General features: G+C 62.1%; 12 protein-coding genes, 1 tRNA gene and 1 pseudogene. 7 read left to right on the plus strand and 7 right to left on the minus strand.

What is annotated here, in order from left to right:
* Positions 1–175: 175 nt before the first annotated feature.
* Genes grxC through ABEB22_RS13820 form a run of 3 tightly spaced genes read right to left on the minus strand, consistent with a single transcriptional unit; the run spans position 176 to position 1274 of the window.
* A complete protein-coding gene (grxC, locus tag ABEB22_RS13810; protein WP_339114879.1) occupies positions 176–433 on the minus strand; it encodes a glutaredoxin 3 in 258 nt (85 codons plus the stop codon).
* 45 nt (positions 434–478) lie between these two features.
* The gene (locus ABEB22_RS13815) at positions 479–916 is read right to left on the minus strand and encodes an OsmC family protein (RefSeq protein ID WP_349295588.1); all 438 of its coding nucleotides are present in this window, start codon (positions 914–916) and stop codon (positions 479–481) included.
* Between the two features lie 34 nt (positions 917–950).
* Positions 951–1274 (minus strand): thioredoxin domain-containing protein, encoded by a 324-nt coding sequence (locus ABEB22_RS13820; RefSeq protein WP_339114881.1) that lies wholly within the window; start codon positions 1272–1274, stop codon positions 951–953.
* Between the two features lie 284 nt (positions 1275–1558).
* On the opposite strand from ABEB22_RS13820, the gene ABEB22_RS13825 reads away from it, so the two are divergent.
* The gene (locus ABEB22_RS13825; protein ID WP_349295589.1) at positions 1559–2449 is read left to right on the plus strand and encodes a LysR family transcriptional regulator; all 891 of its coding nucleotides are present in this window, start codon (positions 1559–1561) and stop codon (positions 2447–2449) included.
* A gap of 33 nt (positions 2450–2482) precedes the next feature.
* Here the strand turns inward: ABEB22_RS13825 and ABEB22_RS13830 are convergent, their stop codons facing one another.
* Together ABEB22_RS13830 and ABEB22_RS13835 are read right to left on the minus strand one after the other, a co-directional pair.
* Positions 2483–3691 carry an MFS transporter gene (locus tag ABEB22_RS13830; RefSeq protein ID WP_339114883.1) on the minus strand — a complete coding sequence of 403 codons (1209 nt, stop codon included), beginning with the start codon at positions 3689–3691 and terminating at the stop codon, positions 2483–2485.
* A 475-nt stretch (positions 3692–4166) separates the two neighbouring features.
* Positions 4167–4256, minus strand: a tRNA-Ser gene (locus tag ABEB22_RS13835).
* A 406-nt stretch (positions 4257–4662) separates the two neighbouring features.
* Here ABEB22_RS13835 and ABEB22_RS13840 point away from each other — a divergent pair.
* The 4 genes from ABEB22_RS13840 to ABEB22_RS13855 all read left to right on the plus strand — a co-directional run bounded on the left by ABEB22_RS13840 (position 4663) and on the right by ABEB22_RS13855 (position 7910).
* On the plus strand, positions 4663–4833 hold the full coding sequence (locus ABEB22_RS13840) for a DUF2256 domain-containing protein (protein WP_339114884.1): 171 nt from the start codon (positions 4663–4665) through the stop codon (positions 4831–4833).
* A 5-nt stretch (positions 4834–4838) separates the two neighbouring features.
* Positions 4839–5459 (plus strand): SOS response-associated peptidase, encoded by a 621-nt coding sequence (locus ABEB22_RS13845; protein ID WP_349295836.1) that lies wholly within the window; start codon positions 4839–4841, stop codon positions 5457–5459.
* A gap of 157 nt (positions 5460–5616) precedes the next feature.
* A complete protein-coding gene (locus ABEB22_RS13850; protein WP_339114886.1) occupies positions 5617–6636 on the plus strand; it encodes an HWE histidine kinase domain-containing protein in 1020 nt (339 codons plus the stop codon).
* Positions 6637–6905: 269 nt separating this feature from the next.
* Entirely contained in the window at positions 6906–7910 is a 1005-nt protein-coding gene (locus tag ABEB22_RS13855) for an aldo/keto reductase (RefSeq protein WP_339114887.1), read from the plus strand.
* Positions 7911–8776: 866 nt separating this feature from the next.
* Here the strand turns inward: ABEB22_RS13855 and ABEB22_RS13860 are convergent.
* Positions 8777–9114: pseudogene (locus ABEB22_RS13860) on the minus strand (IS110 family transposase); the annotation flags it as partial.
* Positions 9115–9594: 480 nt separating this feature from the next.
* Between ABEB22_RS13860 and ABEB22_RS13865 the strand changes: the two are divergent.
* A complete protein-coding gene (locus ABEB22_RS13865; RefSeq protein ID WP_349295591.1) occupies positions 9595–9945 on the plus strand; it encodes a hypothetical protein in 351 nt (116 codons plus the stop codon).
* 108 nt (positions 9946–10053) lie between these two features.
* The gene (locus ABEB22_RS13870; protein WP_349295592.1) at positions 10054–11460 is read left to right on the plus strand and encodes a PepSY domain-containing protein; all 1407 of its coding nucleotides are present in this window, start codon (positions 10054–10056) and stop codon (positions 11458–11460) included.
* A 342-nt stretch (positions 11461–11802) separates the two neighbouring features.
* Here ABEB22_RS13870 and ABEB22_RS13875 read toward each other — a convergent pair whose 3' ends face one another.
* On the minus strand, positions 11803–13230 hold the full coding sequence (locus tag ABEB22_RS13875) for an alkaline phosphatase D family protein (RefSeq protein WP_349295593.1): 1428 nt from the start codon (positions 13228–13230) through the stop codon (positions 11803–11805).
* Positions 13231–13234 lie beyond the last annotated feature (4 nt).

Consider the following 13234-nt stretch of genomic DNA (forward strand, 5'->3'; position numbering starts at 1 on the left):
GGTGCCGTCAGGGTCTGGCCGGTGCGCGTCTTCGGACCATATGCCCGGTCGGGGCTGCGGGAAAAGATTGTTTCTGTCGCACGTTCTCTGGTACTATGGCCTCTGGAACAGGCGATAGACATGCCCGCCCGATCCACTGGGAAACCCGACCCTCTGCCAAAGGGGAAGAGGCCGATTACTCCAGTTTGAGCAACTGGGTCAGCTTGCCATTGCGCTCGAGAGTCATCAGCTCCGAACAGCCGCCGATATGGATGCCGTTGATGAAGATCTGCGGCACGGTATGCGCACCGCCTGCGCGCGAGATCATCTTCTGCCGTTTGCTGCGGGAAACCGCATCAATCTCGGTATAGGCGACCTTCCTGCTCTTCAGGATTGACTTCGCCCGCGAGCAATAGCCGCAATAGGGAGTGGTGTAGATTTCGACTTTGGCCATCACGCAGCCCTCTTGCTGGATGTGGGGGCATTTGCCCCCACGCTGTCAGACCGTCGCGTCGACGGTGATCTCGGGCGTAACGTCAATGGTGACACCCGCCTTCTTGGCCAGATTGCCGATCATGCAGACCTTGTCGGCACGGGCGATCGCGGCTTCCGCTGCGCTGCGGTCATCCTCGGTCGCATTGGCGCTCAAAACCAGCTTGGCAGTGTGATGGATCGCGAATTCCTCGCCCGATGCCTTGGCTTGCGTGTCAACCGCAAGGGTCTGGACGGGGATGTTCTGCTTGGCGGTGATTGCACGCAGGGTCAGGGTGAAACAGGCCTGCGTGGACGAGGTGAACAGCGTCTTGGGATCGGTGCCCGCGCCCGAACCGCCGTATTCGGTCGGGATGCCGATGCCCGCTTCGAGGTTCTTGCCGGTGATCTTGCCTTCGCCGTCAAAGCCGCCTTGCCAGGTGGCGCTCAGGGTGATGTCGCTCATGGTCTATTTCCTTATCTATATGCGGGTTGGGTAATCAGGCCGCGTTCACGGCCTTGACATATTTTGCTTTGGGGTTCAGCCCGACAACCATATCGACGGGCTGGCCGTCCTTCATGATCACGACGGTCGGCACCGAGCGGATGCCGAAGGTGCCTGCGATCTCGGGCGCTTTGTCGATATCGATCTCGGCGAAGCCGGCGCTGTCCTTCATCTCGGCGGCGACCTCGTTAAAGACCGGCTCGAGTGCGATACAGGGGCGGCACCATGTGGCCCAGAAGCGCAGGACTTTCACACGGCCGGGGGTGTCCATGAACTCGGCAAAATTAGCGATATTGAGGCTGGTTACATCCTTCGACATTTCTGTCTCCTTCTGATGTGTGACAAACGGGTGGGACGCCTTAATGGGACGCCGCATCGGATGGCGGCCCGCATGTGGCGCCGCCTGGCAGCCCTGCATGGGCCATATGGATCGATGCCCTATACCCGGGCACCGACCCTGAGGTGGTAAGCTTTCGGTGCATTCCTAGTGTGCCCCTTTACTTGCATTCTCGGTTGTTTTCAGCATATATGCTTTTAATGCGGGAGTTTAATTTTTTATTCGGCATCATTATATATTCTAAATAGAAATAAATGGAGTATCGAATGGAAATTAAGGAACTGCGCTGTTTCCTGCGCGTGGCGGAGACGCTCAATTTCAACCGTGCCGCGGAGATGCTGAATATGAGCCAGCCGGTGGTCACGAAGACCGTGGCGCAGCTTGAGCACAAGCTGGGGGTGAAGCTCTTCGAGCGCACCACGCGGCGTGTGGCGCTGACGGCGGCGGGGGTTGTGCTCAGGCGTGAGGCGGACGGGCTCTTGGCCCATCTCGATCAGGTGCAGCGCTCGGTCCGCCATGCGATTGCCGAGGAAAGCGGACGCTTTGCCATCGGCGTGACGCCCCTGGCGATGCAGACGGTGTTTCCTGCGGTGATGCGCGGCTTCCGCGCGCGCCATCCCGAGATCGACCTCCAGATCCACGAGATGCCCAGCGATGCGCAGGTCAGACAGCTTCTGGCTGCCGAGATCGACGCGGCCTTTCTGCTGTTGCCCGCCGCTGATCCGGCGCTGGAGGTGCAGGAGATCCATACCGAGCAGATGCGTCTGGCTGTTCCCAAGAGCCATCCCCATCTGAAAACGCTCGGCAATGCGCCGCTGCCGCTCTCGGCTTTTGCGGGCGAGACCTTTATCATTCCGCCGCGCGCACAGAATCCGGGCGTGCATGACGAGATCATCCGTGCCTGCTCGGTCGCGGGCTTCCGGCCCAAGGTCAAGGACTGCACCGAGGGCCAGAGCTGCCTATGTCTGGTGGAAGCGGGAATGGGGGTCAGTTTTGTGACCAACCGCATCGATTGTGCGGCAAGCGATGATATGCGGATCGTCGATCTGGAAGATCCGGCTCCCTCGCTTTGCGTGGCTCTGGCATGGCGCAAGGATGACCCTTCGGCGCTGTTGCAGGTGATCCGCGATCTGGCACTGGAAGAGGCGGTCGTCTGACCGCCTCCTGTTTTATTATTCGTCTTCGGGCATTCAGGCGGCTTCGGGGCACTCCCCGCCATTTCCTGCGCGCAGGCTGGCACAATGGCGGCGGTCGATCCCTGCGCTGACAACAGCCAGCGCGAGCCCTACCAGCACCACGATGCCCGCAACCGGCCCCGTCATGCCGAGCCCCAGATGGTCGACAACCCAGCCGCCGCCCCCCGCACCGAGGGCAATCCCGAGATTGAAGGCCGAGATATTCATGCTCGAGGTCGCATTGACCGCACGCGGCGCGATCATGCTGGCCTGATTGACGGCGTAGAGCTGCAGGATGGAGACCGACCCGAACGCCACGATCCCCCAGACCATCACCAGAGGCACCATTGTCCAGAGGCTGCCCGAGAACGGAATCAGCAGCAAAAGCGCCACCGCCATCACGCCATAGATCCCCAGAAGAACCGGCATCGCGCCGGTCCTGTCGGCAAGGCGCGCACAGATCAGGTTACCGATCGCCACGGCCACCCCGTAGAAGAACAGGAGCGTGCCGATCCCATTGGGCGTCATGCCGGTAAATGTCTCGAGGATCGGCGAAAGATAGGTGAAGGCCACGAACGAGCCGCCATAACCCACCAGTGTGATCGCAAAGAGAAGCGCCAAGCGCGGCTTGAGCACCACCGACATCTGTTCAAGGAACGAGGCAGGTGCCGGACGCTCGATATTATTCGGCAAAAGACGCGCCAGGGCGAGGATCGAGATGACCCCGATGGCGGTCACCGCGATGAAGGTTGCGCGCCAGCCGAAGAAATTGGCGATGAACGTGCCCAGCGGCACACCCGAGATCAGCGCGAGCGTAATGCCGGTGAACATGGTGGCAATCGCCTGCCCGGCTTTTTCTTTGGGCACCAGCTGGGCGGCAACCACAGTGGCCACCGAATAGAACACCCCCTGTACGACACCCGAAAGGATGCGGCCCAGAAGGAGCATGTTGAAGCTCGGCGCAAGGGCCGAGAGCGTATTGGCGATGATGAACAGCCCCATAAGGCCAAGCACCAGCTTCTTGCGGTCGAACCGCCCCGTCAGGGCGGTCAGTAGCGGTGCTGCAACCGCCACGGCAAGGGCATAGATGCTGACGGTCAGACCTGCGGTGGCAAGGCTGACATCTGTATCGCGGGCGATCTGCGGCAGGATCCCGACAATGACGAATTCCGCCATCCCGATAGCCAGCGCCGCAGCCGTAAGAGCCCAGACTCCGATAGGCATGAGTAACTCCGAATAGATTGGAAGCCCGCGGCAAGGCGGGCGGATACCCGGAGAGATAGGGGAAGGAAGCGCGTTTGATAAATTCTACATCGGAATTGGAAATACATCGGAAGCGTAATTAATGCAGCCGTGTATAATATCCGTTCTCTGCCATGGCTTTTCGTTCTCCCGTCCAGGCAGGTAGCTGCTTTTGGGGAGAGGGCGGGAAACCAGGTATGGATATGTTTCGGGTTCGCTCGCGGCAGAGGGGCCCCGCTCCGGAGCAAGGGTCGGGATCACGATAAGCGGCCTCACTTCAGGTTTGTGCAGGGGCCAGCATGTCATCCTTCTCTATCGGGAGCATAATCGGGCGGTGGATATGAAGTCGGCTCGTATGGGGATGCCGAGCATCGGACATACTGTCGCCACGGAGTGTGCAAGCCCTATGACTTGTACACAGGTGGGCGCCCCAAGGCCATTTAATCAAAATGGTATGTGGCGGAGACGAAGGGATTCGAACCCTCGATACCGTTCCCGGTATACTCCCTTAGCAGGGGAGCGCCTTCGACCACTCGGCCACGTCTCCGTCGACCCGTATAGCCGACCAACTAACGGACATACAAGAGCAAGTTTTAGAATTTGGACAAAAAAACAAAAGCGCCTGCAAGCTCCTGAAAAGAGCCGAAAACACATCAGGCCCGAACGTATCCTGACAGAAGATTGTCTGCGCTTCCCATCCGGGTTTCGATCTGTTCTGGTGCCAGAAGTTGATTTCGCTGTGGCGGAGCCGGCTGTGTGGTTGCCGTGATCGAGATGCAGTCTCGGTTCGGATGATATGTGCTGCTTTCCTTGCGGGACATCTCCATCGCTCGGGAGGTGAGGGCGGAAAGATCAGGGAAAGACGCATAAGGTGCAAAAGACCAAACGGGTGGGAGATGGATTTCTACACGGCCGCGCTATGTCTGACTCAGGTTCGATCTGAGGGCGCGCATATGCGGATGAAGAAAAAGACGGATCTGCCGAGCAAGATCTGCCCTGTCTGCCAGCGCCCCTTTGTCTGGCGGAAGAAATGGGAGCGTGACTGGGAGCATGTGCTCTATTGCTCGGAGCGCTGCCGGAGACAGTCCAAGGGCAAGCCGGCAACCGCTCAGGAGGCGGGGTGACGCCCATGTGCGGACGGATCATCGACCCCAATCTCCGTAATACGGAAGCCGATTTCACCCAGCTCAAGATCGACCCGATCCAGCGTCGCTACAACGTCAAGCCGACGCAGGACGTTGTGATTTTGGGGAAAGACCCGCTTGTGGCGATGCAGGCGCGGTGGTGGCTGGTGCCTTCGTGGCACAGGGGTGTCTTGGAGGACTGGAAAGCCACGACTTTCAATGCGCGGATCGAGGAGGCGCGGGACAAGCCGAGCTTCCGGCAGGTCTGGCGCCATGGCCGCTGTCTGATCCCCGTGGGCGGGTTCTACGAATGGAGCGGGCCCAAAGGGGCGCGACGGCCGACTGTTGTCCTGCCCTCCGGTAATGAGGAGAATTTCTACCTAGCGGGGCTCGCGAGCCGCTGGGGCGATCTTCTGACCTGCACCGTCATGACCCGCGCGGCCAATGCCGCAATGGCGCCCATCCATCACCGGATGCCGTTGATGCTTGATGCCAGAGAGCGCGAGCTCTGGCTTTCGGGCGCTGGTGATCCGGATCTTGGGGCGGCGCCCCGCTTCCGGTACCGTCCGGTCGCGCCCTTCGCGCTGGAGGCGGACGGGCCGGAGCTTCTCGAGCCCTTCGATTGACCGTAAGTTAAGCGGACCTATTTTCTGCCGGAAACTATCCGCAAGATCGGATCAGCGATTGTATCGTCCCCTGATCCCTGTAATTGTCCGACGGTGTAAAAGGAGCAGGTTCATCGCAATGTATCCAAGGGCACAATTTCTGCAACCTGACGATCCCATGTCGGATGTCATTGCTGCGTTCGACTGGACATCGACCCCTTTGGGACCGATACATCAATGGCAGCCCGAATTGCGCACCGCCGTATCCATGATGCTCGCATCGAATTTCCCCAAAGCGATCGTCTGGGGGCCGGAGAGGATAACCATTCACAATTCCGCTTTCACGCCGATCCTCGGCGAGAAGGGGCTGGGCATCGGGCGGGGGTTTCACGAGATATGGTCGGAAGCCTGGGCCGAGATCGGGCCGATCTGGGAACGCGCGATGGCGGGCGAGGCGACGTTCATCGAGGATTTCAAGCTGCGGATCGAACGCAACGGGTATCCCGAGGACGCGCATTTCACCTTCTGCTATAGCCCGATCCGCGCCGAGAACGGACAGGTGCTGGGTATGCTGGATACGGTTGTCGAGACCTCGAAATCCGTTGATGCGATGGCACAAGCCGAGGTCGCCAATGCCGAGCTTGGCCACCGCATGCGCAATATGATCACCATTATAAGTAGTATGGCCCGCCACAGCTTGCGCGGCAGCCCCGAAATCGAGGCGATGTCGCGCGCCTTCTGCGAGCGGCTGGCGGCGCTGAGCGAGGCGCAGAGTCTTTTGGCGCATGGGGCCAAAAATGCGACCACCGTCGAGGCGCTGGTGAAACGCATCTGCGACGGTCGTGTGGTGACTGCCGATGCTCTGGTCATGAGCGGCCCTCCGGTCGTCATCGGCAGCCGTCAGGCCACTGCGCTGTCGCTGGCGGTCAATGAGCTGATCACCAATGCCATGAAATATGGGGCACTCTCGGTCGAGAACGGAAAGGTTTCTGTCGATTGGGGCATCGAGGGCGAAGAGTTCGTGTTTGCATGGGGCGAGCGCGATGGTCCGCCCGTGGCGGCTCCAGAGCGATCAGGCTTCGGTTCGAAACTTCTCGAACGCATCGTTCCGGCGAGTTTCATCGGCAAGGCAAGCGTAACCTACGCGCCCGAAGGCACCCGCTACGTTTTGCGCTCGAGCCGGCAGACCCTCGAGTAATCGCGTCCCGGAATAAAGCCGGCCCATGACGGACCACATCCTGCGGGTAGGGCAGGCCGCCTTTGGTCACAGCCCCCCGAGAACTTGGGCGGCGCTGTGATCTGCTGCGGGCCACCGGGGCGGCGCACAGGGCGGGCCACGACGCCACGAGTTTCGGGCTTGAGCCTCTTTCCGTTGCATCCTGACATGTTTTCCCCGAGCGGGCGCCGCGGGTGGAACTTCGTTTTATGGGCATCGTTGCATTGGCATGTAACAGAACAGGTGCTCTCTTGACCCAAAGATATACTCTCCCGCATCGCATCGGTATGGGCGGTGTGCCCATTGGTAACGAGTTCCGCGTCACGACCGACCGGCAGGCGGCAGACACGCTGAGCACGGCGTGGGAAGCCGGTATCCGCTATTTCGATGTCGCGCCGCATTACGGTCTGGGTGTCGCGGAACGACGCTATGGTCAGTTCCTGCATCATCAGCCGCGCGACAGTTTTGTGCTTAGTTCCAAGGTGGGACGGCTGTTGAAGGCGGGTCCGGCATATCGCAACCAGACTCTGATGCCCTACTCGCCGTCGCCCAATATCGAGATCTACGACTACAGCCGTGACGGGACGCTGCGTTCGATCGAGGATACGCTCCAGCGCACGGGGCTTGACTGTATCGATGTGGTTTTCGTGCATGATCTCTCTCCCGACAACGAGTCCGCCCTGCCTAAACCGTGGCTCGAGCTTTGGCCCGAAGCGGTGGAGGGATGTTTCGCCACACTATGTGACCTGCGTGATCAGGGCGTGATCAAGGCCTGGGGCATGGGGGTCAACAGCCCCGAACCGATCCTGAAAGCAATGGAGGATAGCGACCCCGATCTGCATCTGATGGCGAGCCAGTATTCCTTGATCGAGCATGACTATCCGGTCGAGACGGTGTTTCCCAAGGCGCGCGAGCGAGGCAATAGCTTCGTTATCGGCTCGGCACTGAATGCGGGCTTCTTGGCGGGGGTCCATCGCTATCATTATGGCCCCGAAAGCGGCGTGATCGCGAAGGAGCGGCTCGACAAGCGCCGCCGTCTCGCCGAAATTGGCTATGATCACGGGATCGATCTTCTGGCGGCAGCTCTCCAGTTTGCCCATGCGCCCGATGTGGCGCAGGCCGTGGTCGTCGGGATGGCGCGTCCCGATGAGGCGATCAACGATCTGGTGGCTATGGATACGCCGATTCCGCCAGCCTTCTGGAGCGATTTGCGGTCCGCGGGGCTCATCCATCCGGACGCCCCGACACCTGCATAAGTGGCAGGGACGACAGCTGTCTCGGCGGGTTGATACGGGCCGTCCGGACAGGGCGAGCCGTCGAGGAGCCTGATCTTTTGTCACGGAATGGCGACGCCTGTTCCGTGGCGGGCTCCCCCGTAACGTGAGTTCCAGATTCATCGGGCATCACAGCGCCGATCTGGCATGCGCGGCCCCGTCTTGACCTTCGGGCTCTATGCCGTGTGGTGTATCCTGAAATACTAGCGCAGGCTCTCTCGAACGCCTGGTATTGGCCTACTCCTTTCAATCCGGCCCGTCTTGTGTTCGGACCGGCCTCGGACCTTGTATGGATGGCCCCTTGGCTAGAGCTTTGTTTGGGTTTGGCAGTCTGGTCGGTCGCGGCGATGTATACGGCGTCAATCTGCTGCATTGTGGCTGCCCGTCTTGATGAAGTCAGCCGGCAGACCGGTCCCGATCAATGGCACGCGTTCAAAAGCGTCTCGGTCCGAACTGGGGTGAGGCGGGGATGCGCCATGTGTTCGAGCATGCCGCCGAACGGCGGCGTATTACCTTCCCTGTGCCATCACCTCACATTGCGCCTCACCGTCTCTGAGCCTGCCGACCTGACGCCGACGACGGTTCTCTGTTTTCATGCCTGCGCGGCCGAGTAGTTCTCGCCGCTTCGGATCAGCGCTTGGATCGTCCGGGCCATGCGGTTGGCCAGCACGGATCGCGACCAGCTTTACCGGTTTGCGCTCAAGCATTCTGACCAGCCAGTCAGATCCTGCATCAGAGGCTCCCGCTCCCGAATGCGCTCATGTCGGGCGTCGTTGCGGCAAACGCACCGGACGAGATAGGGCCCGGCCCAGGTAGCGTCGCCAACCGCCGCGCCAGCGCGTCGCCGGCTTCACCGGAACGAAGCGCCTGATCGGACGCGTCACCGCTTCGCAGATTGCTTCGGCATCGACCGCTTCCGTCTTTCCTTTCTTCGCGTAGGGCTTCACGTAAGCCGGTGGTATGAGCCGGACCTCATGTCCTCGGGTCAGCAATTTCCCGCCCCTAGATGATGCGCCCTACCGCAGGCTTCCATTCCGACGAGACACGGCTCCAAGCGCGAGAAGCAAAGCGGCAATTATGTCCGCCGCAGTTGGCGGCGACAGAGAACCTTGCCCTCCGCATCGAGGCCGCGAACCTGAAAGACATTCCTGGCCAGATCGAGGTCGATCATAATAGGCCGTCCCATGGATGGCGCCTCCCGGATGGCTGTAACCAGACACACCTTGGCACAATGCGATGCCGTTGTGGGGCCTGCCTCATCATCAATGGCGGCTCGATCCGCACCATCGCACACCATCGTGCGCACACCATCGTGGTTGAGGAAGTTTGTGCCGCTAGGGCGCGTCGATCAGCGGTGCGGGCCTTTCGGCGGCTCTTCGGAAAGAACGGTTCGAGCCGCTCCATTCGCGCGGCGCAACGCCAGTAAGGCATGTTTCATCGTTCAGGTCTTGTTGCCGCGGCCGCTTGTCGCCTCCCTCGAAGAGAAGGACATTCTGGCCGCTGCTGCCTCAGGCACTGCGGGGCGCCGTTGGCGGTGCGCCCAAAGGCGGTCTGCCACCGATCTTCAGGCTTGTGCACGAGGTCGTCACCTGTGCGTCGTCGTAGCGGCACGCATTTGAAGCGGAGTCATGCTTTTCATGTGAATAAAACCGTGGCAGAGGGGGACATGACCGTTCGTATGCCGACATTCGCCGCGCTGATCCTTGGCCTGTGCCTTGCATGGGCGAGCGTTCTTTCGGCGGCAATGATGGCGCCCACGCAAGACAGTCTCGCGCGGGAGGCCCATGTGCTTCTCCACGATCCGCTCGCGGGCGGCATCTGCGGCGAGACCCCGCATGGGGCGGGATATCACTGCCCGTTCTGCCACAGTTTGCCCGATGCCCCGCGCCCCGAATTCGTAACGGTCGAAGGCCGGTTCGTGGCGCAGGACAGGTGGCGGGCGGGTGAGGGGCTGCGCGGGACCGGTTCGGCACAGAGGTCCGCCCATGGCATCAGGGCACCCCCCGGGAGCGTCTGACTGACCAGATGTCTCTCCCCCGCGCGGCCCGTGCGGGGTGCCCTTTTGCATGTCCGCAGAACAGGACTGCCCGGTCGTGGCGTCCGGCGGACCCTATGGATATTCCAGATGACCGAACTCTCTTCGCGTGCGGGTAGCTCCGCACTCTATCGCGCCGTGTGGCGCTGGCATTTCGTCGCGGGGCTCGTCGTCCTGCCCTTCGTGCTGATCCTCGCGGTGACGGGCGGGATCTATCTCTTCAAGGACGAGATCAACAACGCGGCCTATCACAAGCTGCGCTTTGTGGCACCGGCCGAAGATGCACTGTCGCCCTCGCGGATCGTGGCGGCGGCGCTCGATGCCCATCCGGGCACGCTCAAGGCCTATGCGCCTGCCCCTGCCGCCGACCGTAGCGCCGAGGTGGATATAATGGGCGCGGACGGGCTGCGCGACACGGTCTATGTCAACCCCCATGACGGGGCCGTGCTGGGCACGCTCTGGGATGGGGGGGCTTCGGGCAGCCCCGCGATGTCGCTCGTGCGCAGGCTGCATTCGCTCGACTATGTCGGCTGGTTCGGGAACCGGCTGATCGAGGCGGCGGCAGGCTGGATGATCCTTCTCGTGGGCTCGGGCATCTATCTCTGGCTGCCGCGCGGACGGCAGCATCTGGGGACCGTGCGGATCAAGGCCCGCCGTGGTCGTCCGTGGTGGCGGGATCTGCACGCGGTGACGGGGATCTATACCGGTATCTTCATTGTGTTTCTGGCCCTGACCGGCCTGCCGTGGTCGGACGTCTGGGGCGGCAAGTTCTACGAGTTCGCTTATGCCCTCGGGCTGGGTATGCCTGATGGCTACTGGTCCGATCTGCCCCGCTCGACGGTCCCTACCGGAGAGGCTGTCGAGCGCGCGCCCTGGATCATGGAGCGCCAGCCGATCCCGCAATCACCGCTGCCCGAGGCAATGGGTGCCCATGCGGGTCACCATGCCGGAGTGGCGGCGCAGGGCCCCGTTGGCGTGCCGATGCGCCTTGATCAGGTGGTGGCCGAGGTCGAGGCGCTCGGGCTCGTGCCGGGCTATTCGCTCTCGATGCCGGAAGGACCGACAGGTGTCTTCTCGGCCTCGGTCTATCCCGATACCATCCAGGACGAGCGGGTGATCCATCTCGACCAGTATTCGGGCGCTGTGCTCTATGATGCCGGTTTCGCGGATCTCGGGGGGCTGGGGCGTTGGGCCGAATGGGGGATCAGCGTGCATATGGGGCAGGAATGGGGGCTGGCCAACCAGATCGTGCTGGCGCTCGCCTGTCTTGCGATGATCGGGCTGTGTCTTTCGGGCGCAGTCATGTGGTGGAAGCGCCGTCCGGTCGGTGGGCTCGGTGTGCCCGCTTTGCCGGATGACGGGCGCATCCCGCGCGTGCTGCTGGTGATGGCGCTTGCTGCTGGGATCTTCTTTCCGCTGGTGGGGCTGTCGATGCTGGTGCTCGTGGCGGTCGAACTCGTGGCCTATGTCGCGCGCAGACGGATCGTGCCGAGCTGACGTGAAAACCCGCGATGCGACCGATGGAGGGCTGGCCCTTCATCGGGCTCCCGGTGGTGCCTCTTCCGGCAGCGCGTCCGAGTTGGCCGGATGACGGCTCGGGCGGTCATGACAGGCCGCAACGCTTGATTTACCTTAAGTCAGCTTATCGATAGCGCGCCTCACATCGCTCGTGAGAGCGGTGTGCGTCTTTCGGTATAAGCCGAAAGCCCGAGTGATAAGCGGAGAGGCAGCAGCGGCCTTTTGGAGGGAGCGGACCGGTTGGCGCTGCCGGTCGGCGAGATATGGGCAGAGCAGCAAACCGCGTGCGGGGGGCCAAGCCTTCCGGCCCTGCCGGACGGATCAGAGCGCCAGAGGCTCGGTTGGGCCGCTCTCCTCGAATTCCCACGAGGCAGACCACGTCTCCTCCCGCCCCTCCAGCCGGAGATAGTTCCGCTGCGCGACATAGCGGCGCGCCTGTCCGGGCGGTGGCGCTATGCGGATCGGGTGGCCCTCCAGCGGGGCCTCGCCCAGCCATGCGAGCGCACCCAGCAGGTTGGCCCAGGCGCGGGGCGGGGCACGATGGGCGATCCCCGAGGCTACCAGCTGTTGCAGTGATCTCCCCGCCGCGAAATCGATGCGGCCTCTCGTGGCCAGATGGATCTCGCCTGAAAGCACCGTCAGGCGATGCCCGTCCTCGAGCACCATCGACCGCGCGAGCCGGAGCATCCGCTGCCACTCGGCGCGATGGGCGCGGCTCTGCCACTGGTCGCGCAGATCATCCTCGTATTTCTGCATGCTGGGCGTCAGAACCATCAGCGCCTCGAGGACCGAAAGCCTCGGCCCCAGAAGCGGGACGCTCGACATCAGGAACGTGTGTCCGCGCATCTTGCGGGCGGCTTCCTCCTCCATCATGGCCCAGCCGCCTTGCCCCATGATCGCGCGGCGGCTGCGCTCGGAGCGCAAATCCGGTGCGATGATGCGTAGTCCTCCGGTCTCGACGCGCCAGCCGAGATGCTGCCCGAGGGGGTCGCTAAAGCGGCGCGGCAGATCGCCGTCCGCGGCAGCCTGCTGGAAGATCAGGAAGCTCTCGCGGGCGGCCGAGAACAGTGTCTGGCCAATTGCCGAATGTGTTTTGGCCGCAGGAAGCGAGCCCCAGCCATCGCAGATATCGTGGTCATCCCATTGCATGAGAGAGGGCACGCGGGCCGCGATCCAGGCGAATTCCGGCGCGGCATAGAGCGTGGAATAGCGTTCGAAGAACGCCTCTTTAAGATGGTCCCGCAGGCCCGCCAGCTCGGGCTCTGACGGATCTTCGGGCACCTCCTCCGGCCAGCGCTCGGTCAGGGCATGGCCATCGGTAACCTCGTCCGCGTAGACCTGATCGCCGCCATGCAGCAAAAGCACGAAGGGGCGTGCACGATGATCCTCCCGCAGACGGGCCCACATGGCATTGCGTTCGGAGCCTTCCCGCAGCAGATCGCCGATCTCTTCGCCATTGCAGGACACATAACCGATGCGGGGCGCATCCGAATACTCGCATGAGACGGGATATCGGGTGCCGTTCCACTCATAGCCGGTTCGGCTTCCCAAAGGCAGGCCGAACCGCGCCCGCCAGACCACCGCCTTGGCGAAATGCGCCAAGGGCGTCGCCTTTATGGCGGTGTCTCCGACATAGATATCGGGGACGGTAACGCCCTCGGGCGCGATGAAGAGGGCCGCGATCTTGCACGAGGTCTCGGTGATCTCGTCCAGAAAGAGAATGGGGCCAGTGATCGGAGTTATGCTCATTGTG

Origin of the sequence: Thioclava sp. 'Guangxiensis' (assembly GCF_045348365.1) — a bacterium.
In the GTDB taxonomy this organism is placed as follows: Bacteria; Pseudomonadota; Alphaproteobacteria; order Rhodobacterales; family Rhodobacteraceae; genus Thioclava; species Thioclava kandeliae.